General features: G+C 64.5%; 24 protein-coding genes and 1 pseudogene. 17 read left to right on the forward strand and 8 right to left on the reverse strand.

Annotated elements, in window-relative coordinates:
- Window positions 1-231, forward strand: a pseudogene (locus tag LJ655_RS20005) (IS5/IS1182 family transposase); the annotation flags it as partial.
- Between the two features lie 152 nt (window positions 232-383).
- Here the strand turns inward: LJ655_RS20005 and LJ655_RS20010 are convergent.
- The 3 genes from LJ655_RS20010 to LJ655_RS20020 form a co-directional block, all read right to left on the reverse strand.
- Window positions 384-953 (reverse strand): YceI family protein, encoded by a 570-nt coding sequence (locus LJ655_RS20010; protein WP_230562958.1) that lies wholly within the window; start codon window positions 951-953, stop codon window positions 384-386.
- 112 nt (window positions 954-1065) lie between these two features.
- Entirely contained in the window at window positions 1066-1629 is a 564-nt protein-coding gene (locus LJ655_RS20015) for a YceI family protein (protein WP_230562959.1), read from the reverse strand.
- An 8-nt stretch (window positions 1630-1637) separates the two neighbouring features.
- Window positions 1638-2198, reverse strand: a complete 561-nt coding sequence (locus LJ655_RS20020) for a cytochrome b (RefSeq protein ID WP_230562960.1) — start codon at window positions 2196-2198, stop codon at window positions 1638-1640.
- A gap of 329 nt (window positions 2199-2527) precedes the next feature.
- Here LJ655_RS20020 and LJ655_RS20025 point away from each other — a divergent pair, with 329 nt between their 5' ends.
- The 5 genes from LJ655_RS20025 to LJ655_RS20045 all read left to right on the forward strand — a co-directional run bounded on the left by LJ655_RS20025 (window position 2528) and on the right by LJ655_RS20045 (window position 7853).
- Entirely contained in the window at window positions 2528-3265 is a 738-nt protein-coding gene (locus LJ655_RS20025; protein WP_230562961.1) for a paraquat-inducible protein A, read from the forward strand.
- A gap of 7 nt (window positions 3266-3272) precedes the next feature.
- On the forward strand, window positions 3273-3923 hold the full coding sequence (locus LJ655_RS20030) for a paraquat-inducible protein A (RefSeq protein WP_230562962.1): 651 nt from the start codon (window positions 3273-3275) through the stop codon (window positions 3921-3923).
- Window positions 3916-5577, forward strand: coding sequence for a PqiB family protein (locus LJ655_RS20035; RefSeq protein WP_230562963.1), 1662 nt, complete (start codon window positions 3916-3918; stop codon window positions 5575-5577). The genes LJ655_RS20030 and LJ655_RS20035 overlap by 8 nt, the downstream gene beginning before the upstream one ends.
- Complete coding sequence (locus LJ655_RS20040) at window positions 5574-6344, forward strand: PqiC family protein (protein ID WP_230562964.1); 771 nt, start codon at window positions 5574-5576, stop codon at window positions 6342-6344. Before LJ655_RS20035 ends, LJ655_RS20040 begins: the two co-directional genes overlap by 4 nt.
- 225 nt (window positions 6345-6569) lie before the next feature.
- The gene (locus tag LJ655_RS20045) at window positions 6570-7853 is read left to right on the forward strand and encodes a THUMP domain-containing class I SAM-dependent RNA methyltransferase (RefSeq protein ID WP_230562965.1); all 1284 of its coding nucleotides are present in this window, start codon (window positions 6570-6572) and stop codon (window positions 7851-7853) included.
- A 497-nt stretch (window positions 7854-8350) separates the two neighbouring features.
- Here LJ655_RS20045 and LJ655_RS20050 read toward each other — a convergent pair whose 3' ends face one another.
- Together LJ655_RS20050 and LJ655_RS30385 are read right to left on the reverse strand one after the other, a co-directional pair.
- On the reverse strand, window positions 8351-9418 hold the full coding sequence (locus tag LJ655_RS20050; RefSeq protein WP_230562966.1) for a DUF6402 family protein: 1068 nt from the start codon (window positions 9416-9418) through the stop codon (window positions 8351-8353).
- Window positions 9419-9703: 285 nt separating this feature from the next.
- Entirely contained in the window at window positions 9704-9925 is a 222-nt protein-coding gene (locus LJ655_RS30385; RefSeq protein ID WP_425605824.1) for a helix-turn-helix transcriptional regulator, read from the reverse strand.
- Between LJ655_RS30385 and LJ655_RS30240 the strand changes: the two genes are divergently transcribed.
- From LJ655_RS30240 to LJ655_RS20065, 3 genes are all read left to right on the forward strand, one after another.
- Window positions 9902-10441: a HAMP domain-containing protein gene (locus tag LJ655_RS30240; RefSeq protein ID WP_230562967.1), complete on the forward strand. Its 540-nt coding sequence runs from the start codon at window positions 9902-9904 to the stop codon at window positions 10439-10441. The two genes, LJ655_RS30385 and LJ655_RS30240, sit on opposite strands and share 24 nt — an antisense overlap.
- Before the next feature lie 112 nt (window positions 10442-10553).
- The gene (locus tag LJ655_RS20060; protein WP_230562968.1) at window positions 10554-10937 is read left to right on the forward strand and encodes a VOC family protein; all 384 of its coding nucleotides are present in this window, start codon (window positions 10554-10556) and stop codon (window positions 10935-10937) included.
- A gap of 38 nt (window positions 10938-10975) precedes the next feature.
- On the forward strand, window positions 10976-11719 hold the full coding sequence (locus LJ655_RS20065) for a helix-turn-helix transcriptional regulator (protein ID WP_230562969.1): 744 nt from the start codon (window positions 10976-10978) through the stop codon (window positions 11717-11719).
- A 42-nt stretch (window positions 11720-11761) separates the two neighbouring features.
- Here the strand turns inward: LJ655_RS20065 and LJ655_RS20070 are convergent, their stop codons facing one another.
- From LJ655_RS20070 to LJ655_RS20080, 3 genes are all read right to left on the reverse strand, one after another.
- The gene (locus LJ655_RS20070; protein WP_230562970.1) at window positions 11762-13216 is read right to left on the reverse strand and encodes an NAD(P)(+) transhydrogenase (Re/Si-specific) subunit beta; all 1455 of its coding nucleotides are present in this window, start codon (window positions 13214-13216) and stop codon (window positions 11762-11764) included.
- Window positions 13213-13542, reverse strand: coding sequence for an NAD(P) transhydrogenase subunit alpha part 2 (locus tag LJ655_RS20075; protein ID WP_230562971.1), 330 nt, complete (start codon window positions 13540-13542; stop codon window positions 13213-13215). Before LJ655_RS20075 ends, LJ655_RS20070 begins: the two co-directional genes overlap by 4 nt.
- 70 nt (window positions 13543-13612) lie before the next feature.
- Complete coding sequence (locus tag LJ655_RS20080; RefSeq protein ID WP_230562972.1) at window positions 13613-14755, reverse strand: Re/Si-specific NAD(P)(+) transhydrogenase subunit alpha; 1143 nt, start codon at window positions 14753-14755, stop codon at window positions 13613-13615.
- 277 nt (window positions 14756-15032) lie between these two features.
- Here LJ655_RS20080 and LJ655_RS20085 point away from each other — a divergent pair, with 277 nt between their 5' ends.
- From LJ655_RS20085 to LJ655_RS20120, 8 genes are all read left to right on the forward strand, one after another.
- The gene (locus LJ655_RS20085) at window positions 15033-15512 is read left to right on the forward strand and encodes an NUDIX hydrolase (RefSeq protein ID WP_230562973.1); all 480 of its coding nucleotides are present in this window, start codon (window positions 15033-15035) and stop codon (window positions 15510-15512) included.
- A gap of 58 nt (window positions 15513-15570) precedes the next feature.
- Window positions 15571-16818, forward strand: a complete 1248-nt coding sequence (gene mnmA, locus LJ655_RS20090) for a tRNA 2-thiouridine(34) synthase MnmA (RefSeq protein ID WP_230562974.1) — start codon at window positions 15571-15573, stop codon at window positions 16816-16818.
- Between the two features lie 263 nt (window positions 16819-17081).
- Window positions 17082-18692, forward strand: coding sequence for an FMN-binding glutamate synthase family protein (locus LJ655_RS20095; RefSeq protein ID WP_230562975.1), 1611 nt, complete (start codon window positions 17082-17084; stop codon window positions 18690-18692).
- A gap of 219 nt (window positions 18693-18911) precedes the next feature.
- Window positions 18912-19919, forward strand: a complete 1008-nt coding sequence (gene glyQ / locus LJ655_RS20100) for a glycine--tRNA ligase subunit alpha (protein ID WP_230563142.1) — start codon at window positions 18912-18914, stop codon at window positions 19917-19919.
- Between the two features lie 15 nt (window positions 19920-19934).
- Window positions 19935-22034 carry a glycine--tRNA ligase subunit beta gene (gene glyS / locus LJ655_RS20105; protein WP_230562976.1) on the forward strand — a complete coding sequence of 700 codons (2100 nt, stop codon included), beginning with the start codon at window positions 19935-19937 and terminating at the stop codon, window positions 22032-22034.
- Window positions 22035-22044: 10 nt separating this feature from the next.
- Complete coding sequence (gene gmhB / locus LJ655_RS20110; protein ID WP_230562977.1) at window positions 22045-22599, forward strand: D-glycero-beta-D-manno-heptose 1,7-bisphosphate 7-phosphatase; 555 nt, start codon at window positions 22045-22047, stop codon at window positions 22597-22599.
- A gap of 40 nt (window positions 22600-22639) precedes the next feature.
- Window positions 22640-23398 (forward strand): lysophospholipid acyltransferase family protein, encoded by a 759-nt coding sequence (locus LJ655_RS20115; protein WP_230562978.1) that lies wholly within the window; start codon window positions 22640-22642, stop codon window positions 23396-23398.
- A 48-nt stretch (window positions 23399-23446) separates the two neighbouring features.
- Window positions 23447-24340: a M48 family metallopeptidase gene (locus tag LJ655_RS20120; RefSeq protein ID WP_230562979.1), complete on the forward strand. Its 894-nt coding sequence runs from the start codon at window positions 23447-23449 to the stop codon at window positions 24338-24340.
- Window positions 24341-24345 lie beyond the last annotated feature (5 nt).

Raw genomic sequence — 24345 nt, forward strand, 5'->3', positions numbered from 1 at the left:
TTGCACGGGCATCGCTATGCGAGGATGCGCGGGCTGCGCAAGGTGGCCGAGCAGTGCCTGCTGGGCGCGGCCGCGCAGAACATCAAGAAGATCGCCCTGCTGGTGGCACGCCTGCGGGCGTGTTTATGCGCGTCTTACGGCGCTGGCACCCGGGTGCAGCGCCTCGCCAGCTCGATACTGGCCTTCATCGCACAAATTCTCGGACCCCACGACAAAACTCGCCTCGCCTGAAAAACAAAACCCCACGCTCCGAAAAACGTGGGGTTGGTCAGCAGTCTGAGGCCGGTTCCTGCGAACCGGCCTTTTTTGCGTTTACTCCACCGTGATGACGCAGCGTCTAACGGAACCCCAGCTTGCGGCGCAGCGCAAAGCCGCGAGTGTGCTTACTCCTGCTTGATGCCTTCCGACTGGATATGCAGGCGCGTCTGCATGCTGAAGCCGTACTTCGCGCCGAAATCCATGCCGTAATCGGCGCGATTGAATTCGGTGCTCGCCTCGACGCCGCACACTTCACGCTTGAGCACCGGATGCTGCATGCACTTGAACGAATCGATCCTGAGGTTCACCGGCTTCGTGATGCCGCGAATCGTCAGATTGCCGATCACCTCGACCGGCTTGTCGCCATCGAACTTGATCTGAGTGCCTTTGTAGGTCACGGCAGGAAACTTCTCGACGTCGAAGAACTCGGCGGCCCTCAGATGATCGTCGAGCTTGGGATTGCCGGTCTGTACCGAAGCGGGATCGACGCTCACGTCGACGCTGCCGGTTTTGGCCGCGCGATCGAGCGTCACCGTGCCGGTGGTCTTCGTGAACTTGCCGCGCCAGATCGACAGACCGCCGAAGTGGTCGGCCTCGAAGCTCGGGAACGTATGCATCGGATCGAGCACATAGGTATCGGCGGCGAAGGCGCCGAGCGACAGCGAAGAAGCCAGCGCGCCAACAGCGATCAACATGGACGTTTTCAATTCATGCTCCTGTTTTGCGTTGAAAATCGCGGTGCAACCTGCGGTGAAAAAATCGCCGAGCCCCCACGTAGCGTGGCCGACATCGCGAACGCCGCGTGGGTTATGTGTGCGCGGCGACGATATGAAACCTGATCACCACTTCGTCGGCGACGACCGACGTGTCCTTCCATTCGCCGGTGCCGATGTCGAACTGCGAGCGCTTGATCGGCAACACGCCGTCGAAGGTCTGGGTCGCACCCTGCTGGCTGACCGTGACCGGCACGACGACCGTCTGCGATTTGCCCTTGATGGTCAGCTTGCCCGTCACATTGAACTTGTTGCCGCCCGCCGGCGCGATCGCGCTCGACACGAACGTCGCGCCCGGATAGGTCTTCGCATCGAACCATTCCTTGCCCCGCACCTGCTCGTTGTAGCTCTCGTCACCGAGATCGTAGCTGGCGACGTCGATGTTGATCTGCGCGCTGCCGGTCTCGGGCCTCGCCGGATCGAAGCTGAGCTGGGCGGTGAACTTGCCGAACCTGCCTTCGACCGGCACGTTCATCTGCTTGGAGGTGGCCGTCACCGAGCTCTTCGCGACGTCGACCTGCGCGAGCGCCGCGCCAGCGGCGCTCAACGACGCCGCCGCAAACGCGGCGAGCATGTAGCGATAAAACGAGACCTTCATGGTTGTCCTTATTTTAGAAAGGGGAGCATGCGCGACAGCAGGCCGTCGCGATCGAGCCATTGGTGCTTGAGCGCGCCCGCGACGTGCAGACCGACCAACACGAGCAGCGTATAGTTCAGCGCGATGTGCACCGTCTTCAGCACTTCCTTCAGCTGCGGATCGGGCGCGATGAGGCGCGGCAGCGGTATCAGCCCGAGGTAGACGACCGGCACGTTCGCCGCCGAGCTATACAGATAGCCGGAGACTGGAATCGCGATCATGAGCGCGTACAGCAACAGATGCACGAGATGCGCGGCGCCACGCTGCCAGCTCGGCATGCGGCGCGGCATCGGCGGCGCGCCGTGGGTCGCGCGCCATACGATGCGCACGATCGCGAGCGCGAACACCGTCACGCCGATCCATTTGTGCCACGAGAAGTAGCGCAGCTTGGTGGGCGTGAAGCCCGGAATGTCGGTCATCACCCAGCCGAGCGCAAAGCCGCAGACGATCAGGAGCGCGATCAGCCAGTGAAAAGCGATGGCGGTCCGCGTGTACGACTCGCGGGTACCGAACGATGGATTCAGTGTCATGACAGATCAGGACCAACGCGGGCAGATAGAAGTTAACGACGCCCGGCGGCCGCCTATTCCGCGGTCACCTCGGGGCATCGGCGCGGCGCGCGGCCGATCCGGCCGGCTTCATCGCCCGAAGGGGCCGCCGCGCACGCCAAGGCCGCCATGCTACCCCAAGCACGAAAAGCTGGCTGAAGCGCACCGGCGGTGCAGGCCCGAATATTGCGCTGCAGCGGTCCGCGCCGGTCGCGCGGCCGCGTTTGGTACCATTGCTGCTCGCTTCCGCCTAACCCATCGTCAAGAAAGTACCTCGCACCCCGCCACCACGTCGTTAGCCCACCCGCCGCATGGAACATGACAACCTGATCGCGTGCCATGAATGCGATACGCTGTTTAGCAAGCCAAGGCTTGTCGGGCGCACCGCCGCGCGCTGTCCGCGCTGCGGCGCGACGCTCTATCTCGCCGTCTCGCGCAAGCTCGACGCAATCTGCGCGCTGACGCTCGCCGCGCTGATCACGTTCGTGATCGCCCAGGGCTTTCCGATCGTCGAACTCGAAACCAACGGCATCACCTCGCAGACCACGCTGTTCGGCGCGCTCGTCGCGCTGTGGGGCGAGGACATGCAGATCGTCGCCGTGATGGTGTTCTGCTCGACGATCCTCTTTCCCCTCACCGAACTCGTCGCGCTGCTGTACCTGCTGGTGCCGCTGCGCGCCGGCTACGTACCTCCGTACTTCAACCGCGTGCTTCGCGCGATCCAGTTCGTGCGCCCGTGGGGCATGATTGAAGTGTTCATGCTCGGCGTGCTGGTCACACTCGTGAAGATGGTGAGCCTCGCGCGCGTGATTCCCGAGGCAGCCTTGTTCGCTTTCGGTGCGCTGACGCTGATGTTCGCGGTCGTCCTCACGTTCGATCCGCGCGTGCTGTGGGATATCGCCGGCGAGATCGACGCGCGTGCCGACCGGCCCTTGCCGCGCACGGCGGCCGACAGCGCGGCGGTCGCGCTCGGCTCGCTCGCCGGTCCGGCCGCGCCACCCGAAGGCAGTGCCCCGCCGAGCTTGCCGCCCACGTCGCGCGAAGGATGAGTCCGCGATGAAATACGTCACCGCAAGGCGCTCGGGCCTCGTCTCCTGTCATGCGTGCGGGCGCGTCGAACCGCGCATCCGCTCGGTCACGCCGCAGCACTGCGGCCGCTGCGGCGCGCATCTGCACTCGCGCAACCCCGACAGCCTGATGCGCACGTGGGCGCTGCTGATCGCAGCCGCGCTGCTGTATATTCCGGCGAACCTGCTGCCGGTGATGCACACGTCCTCGCTGCTCGGCTCCGAGGACGACACGATCATGAGCGGTGTCGTCTATTTCTGGACCTCCGGCGACTGGCCGCTCGCGGTGATCGTGTTCATCGCCAGCATCATGGTGCCGATGCTGAAGCTCACGGTGCTCGTGCTGCTCACCGTCACGGCGCAGCGCCGCTCGCGCTGGCGTCCGCAGCAGCGCACGACGCTGTACCGGATGGTCGAGCGGATCGGCCGCTGGTCGATGCTCGACGTGTTCGTCATCACGCTCACCGTGGCGCTCGTGCGTTTCAAATCGCTGGCCGTGATCACGGCCGGGCCGGGCGCGATCGCGTTCGGCTCGGTCGTGATCCTGACCATGATGGCCTCCATGCAATTCGATCCACGACTCATCTGGGACCCCGTGGAAGGCAGTACCCCAACACCTCAGGATCTTCACCATGACTAGCCCGCAAGGACCGACGCCCGCTTCCGATGACGCGCCGCGCAACGATTCGAACGGACCCAGACTACCGCCCCACCTGCCCGACCCCGAGATCGAGCCACGCAGCCGCTGGCTGCCGTCGCTCGTCTGGGTCATTCCGCTGATCGCCGCGCTGATCGGCATCGCGCTCGTCATCAAGTCGGTGACCGAGCGCGGACCCGTGATCACCATTAGCTTCATCAGCGCGGAAGGCCTCGAGCCGGGCAAGACCCAGGTCAAGTACAAGGACGTCACCGTCGGCTCGGTGAAGACGATCACGCTGTCGCAGGATCTGTCGCACGTACTCGTGCAGGTGCAGCTGACCAAGGAAGGCGGAAAGTTCGCGGTGAAGGACTCGCGCTTCTGGGTGGTGCGTCCGCGCGTCGGCGCGAGCGGCGTGTCGGGTCTGACGACGCTGCTGTCGGGTTCGTACATCGGCGCCGATGCGGGCCGTTCGACCGATAGCGAGAGCAACTTCGTCGGCCTCGAAACGCCGCCGCCCATCACCGGCGATCAGAAAGGCCATCAGTACACGCTGCACGGCGATTCGCTCGGCTCGATCGACATCGGCTCGCCGATCTTCTACCGGCGCGTGCAGGTCGGCCAGGTGGTCGGCTTCTCGCTCGACAAGAGCGGCACCGGCGTGACGATGCGGGTGTTCGTGTCGGCGCCGTTCGATCAGTACGTCGGCACCAACACGCGCTGGTGGCATGCGAGCGGCGTCGATCTGCGGCTCGATTCGAGCGGCTTCAAGCTGAACACGCAGTCGCTCGCGACGGTGATCGTAGGCGGTCTGTCGTTCCAGTCGCCGCCCGGCCAGAACATGGGCCCGCAGGCGCCGAACGACCAGACGTTCCGTCTCGCCTCGGACGAAGCGGACGCGATGCGCGAACCGGACGGCACCCCCTTGCGCGTCGTGATGAACTTCAACCAGTCGCTGCGGGGGCTGTCGATCGGCGCGCCGGTCGACTTCCGCGGTATCGTGCTCGGCCAGGTGACCAATATCGGCATCGACTACGATCCGAAGACGCAGAGCTTCACGATGCCGGTCACGGTGAACCTGTATCCGGACCGCCTCGGCAAGCGCTTCCGCGAGAGCGCGCCGCAGCCGGGCACGCTCGCCGGCGAGAACATGCTGCAGGAGCTCGTCAAACGCGGCCTGCGCGCCCAGCTGCGCACCGGCAACCTGATCACGAGCCAGCTGTACGTGGCGCTCGATATCTTCCCGAAGGCGGCGCAGGCCAAGGTCGACGTGACGAAGGATCCGCTCGAGCTGCCGACCATTCCGAACACGCTCGACGAATTGCAGCTGCAGCTTGCCGACATCGCGAAGAAGCTCGACAAGGTGCCGTTCGACCAGATCGGCGGCAACCTCAATAGCGCGCTGAAGAACGCGGACCAGCTGTTCGCGCGTCTCGACAAGGATGTGGTGCCGCAGGCGCGCGATACGCTGACTGCCGCGAAACAGACCTTCAATTCGGCCCAGGCGACCTTGCAGCAGGACTCGCCGATGCAATCCGACGTTCATCAGGCGTTGCAGGAACTGACGCGCACGTTGCAATCGCTCAACGCGCTGTCGGACTACCTCGAGCGTCATCCCGAAGCGCTGTTGCGCGGTAAATCAGGAGATAAACCATGATGGTTGCCCGGCTCCCCCGCTCGCCGCGCGCGTTCGTGCGCGGTGCCGTACGCAGCGTCGTGTATGGCGGCGCGCTGGCCGCGGCGCTCGCGATCGCGGCGTGCTCGTCGCCGTCGAGCCGTTTTTATACGCTGGGCGGCGCGGATAGCGCGGGCGTTGCCGCGAATGGCGCCGCACCGGCTGCCGCGCGCACCGGCGCGGCGCCCGCGTGGCTGATCGAAGTCGCGCCGGTCAACGTGCCGCCGCAAGTGTCGCGGAATCAGCTGGTCGTGCAGACCGGGCCGACCCAGGTGCAGCTGCTCGAAGAGGAGCGCTGGGCGTCGCTGCCCGGCGACGAAATCCGTCGCGCGCTGTCGACGAATCTGACGCAGCAGCTCGACACCATCGATGCATTCGGCACCGCGCGGCCCGACGACGTGGCCGTGTACCGGATCGCGATGAATGTGCAGCGCTTCGAGTCGTGGCCAGGCTCGCATGCGTTGATCGATGCGGTGTGGAGCGTGCGGGCCGTGCGCAGCAACGCGGTGATGACGTGCCGCAGCGTGGTCAGCGAGACGGTTGGCGGCGGGTATGACGCGCTCGTCGATGGACATCGGCGCGCGCTCGCGGAAGTCTCGACGCAGATCGCGGCGGCGGTGCGGGCGATGGCGGCAATGCCCGTCGCTGCTACGGCCTCGACGGGCAGGAATGCGTCGTCGACCAGAGCAGCGGCGCCGGTGGTGCCGCCCTGTCCTGCCGCGGGAACGCCAGTGGCAGCAGGCGCCTGACAGTCCCGGCTGAAGGCCCGGCTGGCGCGGGCCCGGTGCACGCGTGAACATGCGTGCCGCGACGAGGCTGGCCCGCGATGAGCGCGGCGACGCTCGCGCGCCAACCCGACGGATCGGTATGGCCGTCCAAAGCGGTCGCGAGGCGAGATAGAACGACGCGCCGGCCGGTCCGCCGAGCCCGACCGCGTACAATAGCGCCTTATCCAACGCCTTGCGGCAATCTCAATGTCCTTCGATTTCTTCCTTCCTTGCCCGCGCGGGCTCGAAGCTCCACTCGCGGCCGAACTCGCCGAAATTGCCGCCAAACATCTGAACGGCGCCGCCTTCACGGCCGGCGCCCAGGTGCCGGGCGGCGTGCATTTCCGCGGCGGCTGGGCTGCCGGCATGGCCGCCAACCTGCACTCGCGTCTGGCGAGCCGCGTGCTGCTGAAAATCGCGCAGCGCCCCTATCGCAGCGAGCAGGACATCTACGCACTCGCGCTCGAACAGCGCTGGGAGCAGTGGTTTTCCGCGCACGAGACGCTGCGCGTCGACGTCACCGCAATCAAATCGCCACTGCGCAGCCTCGAATTCACGACGCTGCGCGTGAAGGACGCGATCTGTGATCGTCTGCGCGAAAAAAGCGGCGCGCGGCCGAGCATCGACACCGCCATGCCCGACGTGCGCGTGTTCGCGTTCCTCACCGCGACCGACTGCACGCTCTACCTCGATACCTCGGGCGATCCGCTGTTCAAGCGCGGCTGGCGTCTGGACAAGGGCGCGGCGCCGCTGCGCGAAAACCTCGCGGCGGGCATTCTGCGTCTGACCGGCTGGCAGGCCGGCACGCCGCTCTACGATCCGATGTGCGGCAGCGGCACGTTCCTCGCGGAAGCGGCGCAGGTCGCGTTGAACATCGCGCCGGGCGTCGAGCGCCGCTTCGGCTTCGAGAAGCTCAAACAGTTCGACGCGCGAGCGTGGCAAGCGCTGAGAGGGGCCGCGCTCGAAGCGAAAAACGCGGCACGCAGCATGCGCGCCGACCTGCAGATTTTCGGCAGCGACATCTCCGGCGACATGCTCGAGAAAGCGCGCGCCAACTTCGAGCGCGCCGGCTTGCCGTCTGTTCCGCTCAAGCAGCTCGACGCGCGCGACATGACGCCGCCGACATCGACGGCCGGCATCCTCGTCGCCAATCCGCCGTATGGCGAGCGGATCGAAGTGCGCGGGCGCAATGCACGCGGCGAGCTTCGCGAAGGCCGCGGCAATCGCGACGACGAGGGCTTTCGCCGCGTTCAGGAAGAAGCGCCGGACAGCGAATTTTTCCAGATGCTCGGCAATGCGTTGAAGCAGCGCTTTGCCGGATGGCATGCGTTCATCCTGACGTCGGATCGCAAACTGCCGGGCCAACTGCGCTTGCGCGAATCGACGAAGACCCCGCTTTTCAACGGCGCGCTCGAATGCCGGCTGTTCCGCTTCGATCTGATTGCGGGCAGCGTGCGGCAGCGTCCTCAGGGGGAGACGCCGGCGGCTTGAGGCTGGGTCTGTCGGGCAACGCGCTGTCGTTGTGATGAACCTAAAAAAAAACCGCGTCATGCGGGTCCGGTGGTAGTGCGATCATGTCTCTGATTGCTCGAGCTCGGCAGCGCCGCGCCACTTTCCGTGCGCGGCCTAGGGCAATCTCGCGGTTAGCCGGTCATATAGTGTTGGCGGCAATTTCACATACGACGCCTCATTGCCGCCCCGAGAAAATGAAATCTCGTCTTTCCACCATTCAAGCTCAGGGACAGGAGTAGCGAATCGCCGCCGTACTAGCAATTCCCCTGTTTTCGCATCGTAGACCCGACCGAGATACACAGGGTTAGACCCGCCGCCCCACTCGATTAGGCACAGTTCCGCCAGATAATTCGTATCAGGCGAAATCGTGCGGGAGCAATCGCTAGCCGATGAATCCGACCGATACAGGAGCAAATAGAAGCCCACGATTGGCAATCCGATCACGAGCACCATCCACACAATCACGCGCTTCACGGTCATAGGTACACCGTCATTGGGGGATTGAGAGGGACAAATCTATAGTCGGAGTAGACAATAAAGTCTCCCCCTCGTTGATGCTTGAGTGCCCATTGCCGGAAATCCTTGTTTTGAACAGGATAATAGACGTTTCCCGCTACCTGAGCATTACCTACCGCGACGGGATATTCGATGTAAAGCGCGGGATTATTAAGTGCTGCGGCGGCTCCATTGTAGGGAACAACAACTACTCCGTTCTTGCTCCAATGTCCGAGATATTGGGATACCTCGCCAGCCTTATCAGTAAAGTCGTAACTATCTTTGATGTAGACATAAATCCCGCTGATTTCTACTTCATCCATCCTGCGAAAGGTTGCATAGGCGATTGCAGCATAGATGTTAAACGAGCCCAATACACCGACTAGGTCATCAGGAACATTTTTGTTTTGCGCGGCGATGAGCAATTCACCAATTTTCTGAGCGAACGTGCTTCCGACATTCGCAAAAGTAAACTGAAAGTGTCGATGAAGGCTGGGAAGTTTTTCGCCGCATGCTGTCCACGTATTGACACTAACCCGACCTACGTAACGCCGTAGAATTCGCTGAAGTGCTTGATAGGCGCGGGGACTCCGAGCCCCGGTATTTATCAAATAGTCGTAAGCTTCCTTGGCGCGCCGATACTTCAGAACCCACTCAAGCTTGATAGTCATCATATCGTACATGCTGGGTGGGTATGGATCACCTTTCTGGTTAATTTCCGCCTGTACGTCTGTTTCGGTTGGGCCGTAATTCAGTTCACCATTGAACCATCGCTCCATCAGTTTCGCGGAGTTGGTCAAAAATTCCTTGCGCATTGCACCCGGAATTTCCTGAATATCGAACGGCGGCACCGCCATGTAATCCCTCTTCACAGGCGGTGCTTTAGGCGGCTTCGGAGGATTAGGCGTGTCAAGCCACGTCTTGAAGCGCGAGAGTCCGTCGATCACGTCCATTACCGCCTTAGCATACGGATCGACCTTTGGCGGCTTGGGCGCAGGTGGCGCAGGTGGCTCGAGTGGCGCAGGCAGCGCAGGCGGGAGTCTGTCCATTGACATAGACACTGTCGGACAAAGCACACATCCGTCGTCACCGTCACATAATCTCCATCGCCATATCAAGTTATTGGTTTCATAGTAAGGGATTTTTCCGGACATATTCTTCTCTTTCCTTGTTAGATAAATGGCGCAATCCGAAGCGTAGCCACGCTACCGCGAACGGAAAAAAAGAGTCAATCAGAGTAGTCCGTATGTCTGCAAAGAATTGTCAATTTCACTCAAAAAGAGAGCGCACGCAGATAAAAAAGACCCGCGCTCGGCGGGTCTCGGGGTCGCTGATCATGACTTTTTTCGTCTGCGTGACTGCGTGGCAGCAGAAAGCGCAGGCTGAACCTCGCGCGGTGCCTGCTGATCCTCTGCGCACTGCGCGATCCATTCATTGATGTCACTCGCACGCCACCGCACCGAGGCCGTTCCGATCCTGATCGGCTTCGGAAAGGTGCCTTTCGCGATCTTCTGAACGGCGCGGTCGCGCAGGTGTTCGCCGCGATCGAGCGGCACGACACCACGCAGCTCGCCGAGCTGATTTCGAACAAGATGACTGATCCGTTCAACGAAGTCACAGACCGTTCCGCGAAGCTCGAAAAGATCCAGAGCGGCAACGCGCGCAGTCGCTACGAGGCGGCGCAGGACCGCTTCCGCGCGATTCTCGCGATCGCCGGGGTCGGTCTTCTGCTGGGATTGTCGATGGCCGCGTTCGCATGGCATGCGCTGCGCAAGTCGATCGCCAGTCTGCTCGAAGAAGCCACCGGCCACTTCCGCGCGATTGCCGATGGCAATCTGAACCGGCGCATCGACGTGCGTTCGCGCGACGAAATGGGCCGCATGATGGAAGACCTGCGCATGATGCAATCGCGCCTCAGGCAAGCGCTGCTTTCGGTACGCGACGGCACGCAGTCCATTTCCACGGCGACCGCGCAGATTCCGGCGAGCAACGCCGATCTATCGCAACGCACCGAAGAGCAGGCCACGCACATGAGCGAGGTGGTGGGCGTGTTTCAGTTGCCGGCGCAGTGAGGCTGTCGCCTTTCCGACCCTGCTGCCACTACGCGGTCAGCAGCACCCCCGCACACTCCTTCTCACGCCATCCGGCGCTTGAACGGCCTACTGCCAACCAAAGGAGAGTGTTATGTCCGCTTTGCCCAAACTCGTTGCCTGGTTCGAGATTCCGTCCGTCGATTTCGATCGCGCCGTGCGCTTTTACGAAGCCGCGCTCGACACCACGCTGAACCGCCAGGAATTCGGCGGCCAGCCCATCGCCGTGTTCAGCTACGAGGAGCCCGCGACCGGCGGCGCGATCGTCCATAGTCCGTCGATGACGCCCGCCGACGACGGCGTGATCGTCTACCTGAACGCACAGCCCACCGTCGACGCCGCGCTGGCGCGAATCGAACGGGCGGGCGGTAAGACCGACGGCCCGGTGATCAAGCTGCCGCAGGACATCGGCTATATCGCGTTCTTCACCGATACCGAAGGCAACCGGCTCGGTCTGCATTCGCGCAGCAACGGCTAGGCGCGCCTGACGCCGTCGCGCCCCGACCCAAGGCCGCCATGCGGCGCTATCATCGCGGGACCGTCCCCCTCCTCCCTGACCCGACGCCCACGATGACGCGCCGCGCCGACCGCCTGTTCCAGATCGCCGAGCTGCGGCGCGGGCGGCGTCTGACCACCGCGCAGCAACTGGCCGACTGGCTGAACGTCTCGCTGCGCACGGTCTATCGGGACGTGCGCGATCTGCAATTGTCAGGGGTGCCAATCGAAGGCGAAGCGGGCATCGGCTATCGGCTGTCGCGCTCGGCGAGTCTGCCGCCGCTCACCTTCACCGCAGACGAGCTCGCCGCGCTCGCCGCCGGCGCGCGCATGCTCGAATCGTGGGGCGGCGCGGGCTTCGCGAGCGGCGCGCGTGGAGCACTGGCGAAGATCGCATCGGCGATGCCCGCCGACAAGCGTGCGGCGCTCGAACGGCTCGCAATCTTTGCACCGTCGTTTCACATCAAGGGAGATTTTTCGGCGCAGCTCGATACGCTGCATCGCGCGATCGATACGCGCCAGGTGGTGCGCTTTGCCTACACCGACGCCAACGGCGCCGACACCGAGCGCCGCGTCTGGCCGCTCGCGCTCGCGTACTGGGGCGCGCGCTGGACGCTCGGCGCGTGGTGCGAACTGCGTGGTGATTTCCGCAATTTCGGACTGGAGAAGATGCGCGATCTCAAAGTGCTCGACACGTATCCGGATCAGGAAGGCAGGCGGCTCGCGGATCTGCTGCGGCATCTGAACGCGAAGCCCAACAGATAACAGGGATCGCGGCCACGCGCCGCGATCCTCACGGCTAACGATCTACTCGACCGACTTCACCATATCCTCGATCACCTTCTTCGCGTCGCCGAACACCATCATCGTCTTGTCCATGTAGAACAGGTCGTTGTCGAGCCCGGCGTAGCCCGCCGCCATCGAGCGCTTGTTGACGATCACGGTCCTCGCCTTGTACGCCTCGATGATCGGCATGCCCGCGATCGGCGACTTCGGATCGTTCTTCGCCGCCGGATTCACGACGTCGTTCGCGCCAAGCACGAGCACCACGTCGATCTGACCGAACTCGCCATTGATGTCGTCCATTTCGAACACCATGTCGTACGGCACTTCGGCTTCGGCGAGCAGCACGTTCATGTGACCCGGCATGCGGCCGGCCACCGGGTGAATCGCATACTTCACCTCGATGCCCTTCTCGACCAGCTTGTCGGTCAGCTCCTTCAGCGCATGCTGCGCGCGCGCGACGGCCAGCCCGTAGCCCGGCACGATCACGACGGTTTCCGCGTTGCCGAGCATGAACGACGCGTCGTCGGCCGAACCGGATTTCACCGGACGCTGTTCGGCCGCGCTGCCTGCCGCCGCCGCGCCGGGTTCGCTGCCGAAGCCGCCGAGAATCACGTTGAAGAACGAGCGGTTCATGGCCTTGCACATGATGTACGACAGAATCGCACCCGATGAACCCACCAGCGACCCCGCGATGATCAGCATCGCATTGTTCAGCGAGAAGCCAATGCCCGCCGCCGCCCAGCCCGAGTACGAGTTCAGCATCGACACGACCACCGGCATATCCGCACCGCCGATCGGAATGATGATCAGCACGCCGAGCACGAACGCGATGATCGTCATGATGATGAACGGCAGCCACGACTGCGTGAGGAAGAAGAGGATGCCGAAGCCGATCATCGCGAGCGCGAGCATCAGGTTGAGCAGATGCTGACCGCCGTACACGACCGGCGCGCCCTGGAACAACCGGAACTTGTACTTGCCCGACAGCTTGCCGAACGCAATCACCGAGCCGCTAAAAGTAATCGCACCGACGAACGTGCCGATGAACAGCTCGATGCGGTTGCCGTACGGCAGGAAGCCCTCGATCGGCACATCGGGATCGACGAGGCCGAACGCGGCCGGTTCCGACACGACCGCGTACGCAATGCACACGGCCGCGAGACCGATCAGCGAGTGCATCGCCGCGACGAGCTCGGGCATCTTCGTCATCTCGACGCGCGCGGCGACGAACGCCCCGACCGCACCGCCGATCACGAGCCCGAACAGCAGCAGGCCGAGCCCGAGGCCGAGATTGGAGCCGAGTGCCTCGGCCTGCCGCGAGATCAGCGCGATGGTCGTCAGAATCGCGATCGCCATGCCGACCATGCCGAAGGTATTGCCGACGCGCGCGGTCTTCGGATTCGACAGCCCCTTGAGCGCCTGGATGAAGCAGACCGAGGCGACCAGATACAGCAGTGTGACGACGTTCAGGCTCATTGCGCGCCCTCCTTACCGGCTGCCGGGAGTTTCTTCGGTTCCTTCTTCCTGAACATCTCCAGCATGCGCCGCGTGACGAGAAAGCCGCCGAACACGTTGACGGCCGCGAGCGCGACCGCGATCGTGCCGAAGAACTTGCCGGGACCGCCGAGCGTGAGGCCGGTCGCGAGCATCGCGCCGACGATCACGATCGCCGAGATCGCGTTGGTCACCGCCATCAGCGGCGTATGCAGCGCGGGCGTAACGTTCCAGACCACGTGATAGCCGACGTAGATCGCCAGCACGAAGATGATCAGGTTGATGACGGTGTGGTTGAGCACTTCCATTGCCGTTTCTCCTTTGTCGCCCGGAGTTGGCGCTTTAGGGCTTACTCCGGTCCCATGCATCACTGTTGCTTCATGCCGTGCGTGTGACTGCGCCGTCGCGGGCCAGCAGTGTGGCCGCGACGATGTCGTCCGCGAGATCGATGTTAAGCGTGCCTTCCTTCGTGACGATCAGCTTCAGGAAGTCGAGCAGATTGCGCGCGTACAGCGACGAAGCGTCGGCGGGCACCATCGCCGCTAGGTTCGTATAGCCAACGATCTGCACGCCGTAGCGCACCACCACCTGGTCCGTCTCGGTCAGCGGGCAGTTGCCGCCGCGCTTGCCGTCGATCTCTGGGCCGCGACCGGCCGCGAGATCGACGAGCACCGAGCCCGGCTTCATCGCCCGCACGGTTTCGACCGAAAGCAGCGTCGGCGCGTCGCGGCCCGGAATCAGCGCGGTGGAGATCACCACGTCGGCCTGTTTCGCGCGCTCGTGGACGAGCGCCGACTGGCGCGCGAGCCACGACGGCGGCATCGGCCTCGCATAGCCGCCGACGCCCTGCGCGGCCTCGCGCTCTTCGTCGGTTTCGTAGGGCACGTCGAGGAATTTCGCGCCGAGTGATTCAATCTGCTCCTTGACGGCCGGGCGCACATCGGAGGCCTCGATCACCGCGCCGAGGCGCTTCGCGGTGGCGATCGCCTGCAGGCCCGCTACGCCCGCGCCGAGAATCAGCACGCGCGCGGCCTTCACCGTGCCGGCCGCGGTCATCAGCATCGGCATGAAGCGCGGGTAGAGCGTCGCCGCGAGCAGCACCGCCTTGTAGCCGGCGATATTCGCCTGCGAGGACAGCACGTCGAGGCTTTGCGCGCGCGTCGTGCGCGGCGCCGCTTCGAGCGCGAACGCGGTGACGCCGGCCGCGGCGAGCTTCTGGGCGTTTTCAGCGTTGAACGGGTCGAGCATGCCGACGAGCGTCGCGCCGCGCTTCAGCAGCGGCAGTTCGGAATCGGTAGGGGACTGGACTTTGAGGACGAGATCGGCGCCGAACGCCGTGGCGGCATCGACGATTTCCGCGCCCACGGCCGTATAGGCATCATCGGGAAAGCTCGCGCCAGCGCCGGCGCCGCTCTGGACGGTGACCCGATGGCCTTGCGCCACGTACTTCTTGACCGTTTCGGGCGTCGCGGCAACGCGGGTTTCATGCGCGCGCGTCTCGACTGGCACTCCGATGTGCATCGTTGTTCCTCCTCGACTTCCTGTTTGACGACAGAGCTGCCGACGAGGCACGCCGGCACGCAAACGCAAATGCAACGGCTAACGCAGGCCCCACTTTAACCGAAACGGCCGCCTCGCCAATATCGGGGTCGATGCGAATGAGCGGCAGACCGCCAAACGCCTTTCGGGCGGTCGCGCACGGCCCAGAACCGGCGGCTGGCCGCCACCGGCCGTGGCGCGGGCCGGCGCCGAGCCACCACCCGGCAACAGGCGCGCATAACCGGTAAAATGCGCACCCATGAAACCGGAAACCTGGCTGCCGCACGTCACCGTCGCGGCGATCGTCGAGCGTGAGGGGCGCTTCCTGCTGGTCGAGGAACAGACCGCCGCCGGCCTGCGCCTGAACCAGCCCGCCGGCCACCTCGAGGCGGGCGAAACGCTGCTGGAAGCGGTGGTGCGCGAAACGCTCGAGGAAACCGCCCATCCGTTCGAGCCCGAAGCGCTCGTCGGCATGTACATGACCCACTTCGAGCGGCCGGACCGCGCGGGCATCACGTACCTTCGCTTCACCTATTGCGGCGCGGGCGGCGAACCGGACCCGGCGAGTGCGCTCGATGCCGACATCGTCCGCACGCTGTGGATGAGCGCCGAAGAGTTGCGCGCGTGCCCCGAGCGGCATCGCACGCCGCTCGTGATGCAGTGCATCGACGATTACCTGGCAGGCCGGCGTTTCCCGCTCGACTTCGTGCATACGCATTCGGTCGGGCCGAAGCGATAAGGCCGTCACGAGCGGCCCCCACGATCCATGCAGTCATGCAGCACCCAGTGAGTACCTTATGAGCAAGCGCAAAGTCGTAGTAGGCATGTCGGGCGGCGTCGATTCGTCGGTCACCGCGTGGCTGCTGAAGGAACAGGGCTACGACGTGGTCGGCCTGTTCATGAAGAACTGGGAAGACGACGACGACAGCGAATACTGCTCGACGCGGCAGGACTGGATCGACGTGGTGTCGGTCGCGGACCTGATCGGCATCGACGTCGAGGCGGTCAACTTCGCCGCCGAATACAAAGACCGCGTGTTCGCCGAGTTCCTGCGCGAATATTCGGCCGGCCGCACGCCGAACCCGGACGTGCTGTGCAATGCCGAAATCAAGTTCAAGGCCTTCCTCGATCACGCGATGTCGCTCGGCGCGCAAACCATCGCGACTGGCCACTATGCGCGCGTGCGCGAGAACGACGGCCGCTTCGAGCTGCTGAAGGCGCTCGATCATACGAAAGACCAGTCGTACTTCCTGCATCGGCTGAACCAGGCGCAATTGTCGAAGACGCTGTTCCCGCTCGGCGAGATTCCGAAGACCAAGGTGCGCGAAATTGCCGCGCAGATCGGCTTGCCGAATGCGAAGAAGAAGGATTCGACCGGCATCTGCTTCATCGGCGAGCGGCCGTTCCGCGACTTCCTGAACCGCTATCTGCCGACCAAACCCGGTCCGATGAAAACCACCGACGGCAAGACCGTCGGCGAACACATCGGCCTCGCGTTCTACACGTTCGGCCAGCGCAAGGGCATCGGCCTTGGCGGCAGCAAGGACGGCAGCGGCGAACCGTGGTTCGCCGCGGGCAAGGACATTCCGACGAATACGCTGTACGTCGCGCAGGGGCACGACCATCCGTGGCTGCTGTGCCATACGCTGTTGGCGGGCAATACGAGCTGGATCGCGGGCGAGCCGCCGGCCGACGGCTTCGCGTGCGGCGCGAAGACGCGCTACCGGCAAGCCGATGCGCCGTGCACGTTCAATGCGGCGGCTGAGGGCGCGAGCGAAGGCCTGTTCGAGCTGACCTTCGACGCCGCGCAATGGGCGGTCACGCCGGGCCAATCCGCGGTGCTGTACGACGGCGACGTGTGCCTCGGCGGCGGCATCATCGAGCGCGCGATGACCGGGCAACCGGCCGAGCTGCCGCAGGATCAGGCGCCGAAACAGACGCGATCCCAGCGGCGCAAGCAGGCGCACAAGACGAGGCCGGAAGGCCAATCGCAGGACGCGCCGCAAACCGCGCGGCAAAAAGCGGCGCTGCTGGGCGGCCGTTGAACGATGCACAGCGGCGAGCGCAACGGGTCGTTCCACTCCGACACGCGCGCGCCGTTCAGCCGGTTTTCCCCGCCTCGGGCAGTCATACCCGCTTCACCTCCGCGTGCGACGCTTGACCTTCATTCGCACGCCTCATCTTCACGCTTTCCCGGTCCACGCCGCGCGGCGGCCCGCAGGCGCCAGTTTTCCTTCGTGACGGATTCCGCCCGCGCCGCACGCGCGGACTATCCCGTCGCATTGATCTTCACTGCACTGGAGTCCCCATGTTTTCTCGACGCTATCTGGCCATGTGGTGCGCAATCGGGCTGTTCGCGATCTGCGCCGCGCTCGCCGCGAGCCATCATCTGTCGTGGTTCTGGATCGTCGTGCCGGCCGCGCTCATCGCGCTCGGCGTGTTCGACCTGACGCAACAGCGCCACGCGATCCTGCGCAATTACCCGCTGTGGGGCCACCTGCGCTTCATTTTCGAATTCATCCGCCCGGAGATCCGTCAGTATTTCGTCGAAGACGATACCGATGAAAAGCCGTTCTCGCGCGCGCAGCGCAGCATCGTCTACCAGCGCGCGAAGAACGACGTCGACAGCCGCCCATACGGTACCGAACTCGACGTGAAGGCGGTCGCGCACGAGTGGATCAGCCACTGGCTCGCGCCGACCACGCTCGACGGTCACGACTTTCGCATCGTGGTCGGCCCCGATCGCGCCAAGCCGTACTCAATGTCGATCTTCAACGTGTCGGCGATGAGCTTCGGCTCGCTGTCGGCCAACGCGATCATGGCGCTGAACCTCGGCGCGAAAAAAGGCAACTTCGCGCACGACACCGGCGAAGGCTCGATGTCGAAGTATCACCGGGAGCATGGCGGCGACATCATCTGGGAGATCGCGTCGGGTTACTTCGGATGTCGTAACGACGACGGCACCTTCAACGCCGAAAGATTTGCGAAGCAGGCCGCCGAGCCGCAGGTGAAGATGATCGAGGTGAAGCTCTCGCAAGGCGCGAAGCCGGGTCACGGCGGCGTGCTGCCGGCCGCGAAGATCACCCCCGAAATCGCCGAAACGCGCGGCGTGGCGATGGGCCGTGATTGCATCTCCCCAGCGACCCACTCGGAGTTCTCGACGCCGCGCGAGCTGCTCGAATTCGTCGAACGGCTGCGCACGCTCTCGGGCGGCAAGCCGACCGGCTTCAAGCTGTGCATCGGGCATCCGTGGGAATTCTTCGGCATCGCCAAGGCGATGCTGGAAACGGGGATTCTGCCGGACTTCATCGTCGTCGACGGCGCGGAAGGCGGCACGGGCGCGGCGCCGCTCGAATTCACCGACCACGTCGGTGTGCCGTTGCAGGAGGGGCTGCTGCTCGTGCACAACACGCTGGTCGGCATTGGTCTGCGGCAGCGCATCCGCATCGGCGCGAGCGGCAAGATGATCACCGCATTCGATATCGCGAAGACGCTCGCGATCGGCGCGGACTGGGTCAACGCGGCGCGCGGCTTCATGTTCGCGGTCGGCTGCATCCAGGCGCAGACCTGCCACACCGGCCGCTGTCCGACCGGCGTCGCGACCCAGGACCCGGTGCGCCAGCGCGCGCTCGTCGTGCCGGATAAGGCCGATCGCGTGTTCAACTTCCATCACAACACGCTGCATGCGTTGCAGGAGATCATCCAGGCGGCCGGGCTCAGGCATCCGGCGGAGTTGCGCGCGCATCACATCGTGCGGCGCGTGTCGTCGCATGAGGTGCGGCTGATGTCGGATCTGCTCAAGTATCTCGAACCGAACGACCTGCTCAACGGCAACTATCGCTATACGCTGTTCGAGAAGTACTGGCCGGTCGCGCAAAGCGATTCGTTTGCGCCGAAGGCGGAGCTGGCGGCGACCTGAGAGGCCACGCGTGGGCCAGCGTTGCGGCGGCCTTGACGGGCCCTTCACGGCCCGTCTCATCCCCTCTGTCGCCCGCAAACCGCATCGCGGCCCGTCCGACCCCGCAAATCGGGCCGCCCCCTTTCCTTTCCGTTAAAATCCCGGCTTCAGCACTTCGCTCCACGGCCCCCTCGCGCGCTTAGGCGCACGCGGCATGGCCTCATGCCCGAAAGGCACTTCATGCTCACGTTTCAGCAAATCATCCTGACCTTGCAGTCCTACTGGGACAAGCAGGGCTGCGCGTTGCTCCAGCCGATCGACATGGAAGTCGGTGCGGGCACGTCCCACGTCCATACGTTTCTGCGCGCGATCGGCCCCGAGCCGTGGCGCGCCGCCTACGTGCAACCGTCGCGCCGCCCGAAAGACGGCCGCTACGGCGAGAACCCGAACCGTCTGCAGCACTACTACCAGTACCAGGTCGTGCTCAAGCCCGCGCCAGAAAACATTCTCGACCTGTACCTCGGCTCGCTCGAAGCGCTCGGCTTCGACCTAAAGCAGAACGATGTGCGCTTCGTCGAAGACGACTGGGAAAACCCGACGCTCGGTGCGTGGGGCCTCGGCTGGGAAGTGTGGCTGAACGGCATGGAAGTGACGCAGTTCACGTACTTCCAGCAGGTCGGCGGTCTCGATTGCAAGCCGGTGCTCGGCGAAATCACTTACGGTCTCGAGCGCCTCGCGATGTATCTGCAGAAGGTCGAGAACGTCTACGACCTCGTCTGGACCGAGTGGGAAGAGCAAGGCCCGAACGGCCCCGAACTGCGCCGCCTGACCTACGGCGATGTGTATCACCAGAACGAGGTCGAGCAGTCCACCTACAACTTCGAACAGGCGAACGTCGATCTGTTGTTCACGTTCTTCAACAGCTACGAAGCCGAAGCGAAGCGCATGATCGACGCGCAGATCGCGCTGCCCGCCTACGAACTCGTGCTGAAGGCCGGCCACACCTTCAACCTGCTCGACGCGCGCGGGGCGATCTCGGTCACGGAACGCGCGGCGTATATCGGCCGGATTCGCGCGCTGTCGCGTCTGGTCGCGCAGGCCTACTACGACTCGCGCGAAAAGCTCGGCTTCCCGATGCTCGGCAACCCGGTGCACGGCGTGCCTGGGCTCACCACCGACGAGCAGGAAGCCGCGATGCCCGCGTGGGCGCCGCCGCTGAAAGTCGAACGCAAGATCGACCAGGACTGACGAGAACTTCAACCAATGACTCAATCTCAACACGCTACCCTGCTCGTCGAGCTGCTGACCGAAGAACTGCCGCCGAAGGCGCTCGCGCGGCTCGGCGACGCCTTCGCCGAAGGCATTGCGCAGCGCCTCGCGGCGCGCGACCTGATCGAAGGCGAGCCGTCGTTCGAACGCTATGCCACGCCGCGCCGCCTCGCGGTGACGATTCACAACGTGCGCGCGCTCGCGCCGGAAAAACACGTGCGCGAGAAAGTGCTGCCGGTTTCCGTCGCGCTCGATAAAGACGGCCAGCCCACCGCGCCGCTCGCGAAGAAGCTCGCCGCGCTCGGCTTCCCCGACTTCACCGTGAACGACCTCGAACGCGCGCCGGACGGCAAGACCGAAGCGTTCTTCCTGCGCTACGCGGCGCCCGGCGCAACGCTCGCCGAGGGCCTGCAGGGCGCGCTCGACGAAACGCTCGCCAAGCTGCCGATTCCGAAGGTGATGACGTATCAGCGCCCGGACGGCTCGAGCGTGCAGTTCGTGCGCCCGGTGCATCGTCTGACCGCGCTGCACGGCGAAGAGATCGTGCCGGTCAGCGCGCTCGGCATCGATGCCGACGACACCACGCTCGGTCATCGCTTCCTGTCCGAAGGCCTTGTGAATATCCAGCACGCGCAGTCGTATGCGGAAACGCTCGAACACCGGGGCCGCGTGATCGCGAGCTTCGCGAAGCGCAAGGAAGCGATCCGCTCGCAACTGCTCGCGCAGGCCGGTGAGGACAAAGTCGTGATGCCCGAAGCGCTGCTCGACGAAGTGACGTCGCTGGTCGAGTGGCCGGTCGTCTACGAGTGCCGCTTCGAGGACGAATTCCTGCAAGTGCCGCAGGAATGTCTGATCCTGACGATGCAGACGAACCAGAAGTATTTCGCGCTGACCGATGCGAACGGCAAGCTGCGCTCGCGCTTCCTGATCGTGTCGAACATCGAGACGGCGACGCCGGTCGAGATCGTCGAAGGTAACGAGCGCGTGGTGCGTCCGCGACTGGCCGACGCGAAGTTCTTCTTCACGCAGGACAAGAAGAAGCCGCTCGCGGAGCGTGTGCCGCTGCTCGCGAACGTCGTGTATCACAACAAGCTTGGCTCGGCGCTGCAACGCGTGGAACGGCTCGAAGGGCTGGCCGGCGCGATCGCGACGCTGATCGGCGCCGATGTCGCGCTCGCGAAGCGCGCCGCGCGTCTCGCGAAGGCCGACCTGATCACCGACATGGTCGGCGAATTCCCCGAGCTGCAAGGCACGATGGGCACGTACTACGCGCGCCACGACGGCGAACCGGAAGAAGTCGCGCTCGCGTGCTCGGAGCACTATCAGCCGCGCTTCTCCGGCGACGCATTGCCCACCAGCGCGACCGGCACGGTCGTCGCGCTCGCGGACAAACTCGAAACGCTGGTCGGCATCTGGGGCATCGGCCTGCAGCCCACCGGCGAGAAAGACCCGTTCGCGCTGCGCCGTCATGCGCTCGGCGTGCTGCGCATTCTGGTCGAGAAGCAGCTGAACGTCGACTTCGTCGAGCTGCTGCGTGCGGCCTATGCGCAATTCGCCAGCGTGCCGAACGTCGCCGATTCCACCAGCGCGATCTACGAATTCAGCATGGATCGCCTGCGCGGCCTGCTGCGCGAACGCGGCTACGCGGCCGGTGAGATCGACGCGGTGCTCGCGCTGAACCCGACGCGGCTCGACGACATCGTCGCGCGCCTCGACGCGGTGCGCGAATTCGCGTTGCTCACGGAAGCCGCATCGCTCGCAGCGGCCAACAAGCGCATCTCGAACATCCTGAAGAAGTCGGAAGGCGTGACCAACGGCGGCGTGCAGCCTGCGTTGCTCACCGAAGCAGCGGAGCAGGCACTGAACGCGCAGCTCGAACAGGTAACGCCGCGCGTGCAGTCGCAACTGGCCGCACGCGACTACACCGGCGCGCTCACGGCACTCGCCGCGCTGCGCGAACCGGTCGACACGTTCTTCAACGACGTGATGGTCAACGCCGAAGACCCGGCGTTGCGCGCGAACCGTCTGGCTCTGCTCGGCGCGCTGCATCAGCAGATGAACTGCGTCGCCGACATTTCCCGACTCGCCGCCTGAGCACCGCGCCATGCCGATGAAGAAAGTGGTGATTCTCGACCGCGACGGCGTGATCAACGTCGACTCCGACGCGTTCATCAAGTCGCCGGAGGAATGGGTCGCGCTGCCCGGCGCACTGGAAGCGATCGCGCGCCTGAACCAGGCGGGCTATCGCGTGGCGATCGCGACGAATCAGTCGGGCATCGGCCGCGGTCTGTTCGACATGGACGCGTTGAACGCGATGCATCTGAAGATGCATCGCATGGCGGCGGCCGTCGGCGCGCGCATCGACGCGGTTTTCTTCTGCCCGCACACGGCGGAAGACCACTGCGAGTGCCGCAAGCCGAAGCCCGGCCTGCTGAAGATGATTGCCGAACGATTCGAGATCGATCCGGCACATACGCCGACGGTCGGCGATTCGCTGCGCGATCTGCAGGCCGGTGCCGCGCTCGGTCATCCGACCCACCTCGTGCTGACCGGCAAGGGCCGCAAGACCCTCGCGTCCGGCGGCCTGCCCGAAGGCACGATCGTGCACGACGACCTGCGCGCGTTCGCGCTCGACTTCCTCGCCAACGTCCACGAGTGACCCGCTCACCGCGCGCTCCCCACCCTCACCGATCACGCCGATGCGCTCTATCCGCTCCCTGCTGCTGCTGATCTATTTCGTTCTGGTCACCGTGCCGTACGCGACCGCGTGCTTCATCGCGTTTCCGTTTCTGCGGGCGGAAAACCGCTACTGGATGGCGGCCGGCTGGTGCCGTCTGACACTGTGGACGGTGCGCTACCTGAACGGCATCCGCTACCGCATCGAAGGCTTCGAGAACCTGCCCGCCGGCCCGGCCGTGCTGCTGTCGAAGCATCAGTCGGCGTGGGAAACGATCGCGTTTCCAGCGATCATGCCGCGCCCGCTGTGCTACGTGTTCAAGCGCGAACTGCTGTACGTGCCGTTCTTCGGCTGGGCGCTCGGCTTGCTGAAGATGGTTCACATCAACCGCAAGGAAGGCAGATACGCGTTCGAATCGGTCACGAACCAGGGCAAGCTGCGCATGGCCGAAGGCGCGTGGGTCATCATGTTTCCGGAAGGCACGCGCACGCCGACCGGCAAGCAGGGCAAGTACAAGACCGGCGGCGCGCGCTTCGCGATCGCGACCGGCGCGCCCGTCGTGCCGATCGCGCACAACGCGGGCCGCGTGTGGCCGCGTAACTCGTTTACGAAATATCCGGGTATAGTCACGGTGTCGATCGGCAAGCCGATCGACACGACGGGTCTCACGCCCGAAGAAGTGAACACGCGCGTCGAACAGTGGATCGAAGCCGAAATGCGCCGCATCGATCCGACTGCCTATAGCGAAGCGGCAGGTAGTTCCGCCGCCGCGCCCATCTGACGCGCCACGCCTTCGAAGCCCGAAGGCGTTTTGCGCGAAGCGAAGCCGATGCAGAAGTCTCCCACGCCGCAGCCCGCCGCGGCGCTCGAAAACCGGCAGCTCGATCTCCCGCTCTTCGCCGAGCCGGGGTCCACCTCGTCGTCTCCTTCACCTTCCGCGCCTCGTTCATCGGACCCGGCGCCAGTCATGCCGCCCGCCGTGCCGCTCGCGCCGGACGGCAGCAAGCTGCGCAGTCTCACCATCGGTTCGCGCACGCTCCATTACGCGCTCAAGCGTTCCTCACGCCGCTCGATCGGCTTTGCGATCGACAGCACCGGCCTCACGATCACCGCGCCGCGCTGGGTCACGCTGGCCGATATCGAAACCGCGATCGCCGAAAAACAGCGCTGGATTTTCACGAAATTGATCGAATGGCAAACGCGCGTCGAACAGCGTGCGTTGCCGAAAATCGACTGGAAAGACGGCGCGCAAGTGCCCTACCTCGGTCAACCAGTGCGCGTGACGCTCGGCGCGCCGCAAGGCACGCTCGCGTTCAGCGCCGAGCACGCGGCGCTGCAATTGCCGCTGCCGTTGCAAGCCGATCCGCAGCAGATCAAGGATCGGGTGCAGGGCTGGCTGCAGGGCGAAGCGAAGCGGTTGTTCGGCGAGCGTCTTGCGATTTACGCGCAAAAGCTCGGCGTCAACTATCGCGCGTATGCGCTGTCGTCCGCCGCGACGCGTTGGGGCAGCTGTTCGAGCGACGGCAAGATCCGCCTGAACTGGCGGCTGATTCACTTTCCGCTGTCGATCATCGATTACGTCGTCGCACACGAGTTGTCCCATTTGCGCGAGATGAATCACAGTCCGCGCTTCTGGCAGACGGTCGAATCGATCTTCCCGGAGTTCCGCGAGGCGCGGCAGACGCTGAAGTCGCATCCACCGGAGTTGTTGCCGACGCTTTGAGGCCC

Source organism: Paraburkholderia translucens (assembly GCF_020881035.1).
Taxonomy (GTDB): Bacteria; Pseudomonadota; Gammaproteobacteria; order Burkholderiales; family Burkholderiaceae; genus Paraburkholderia; species Paraburkholderia translucens.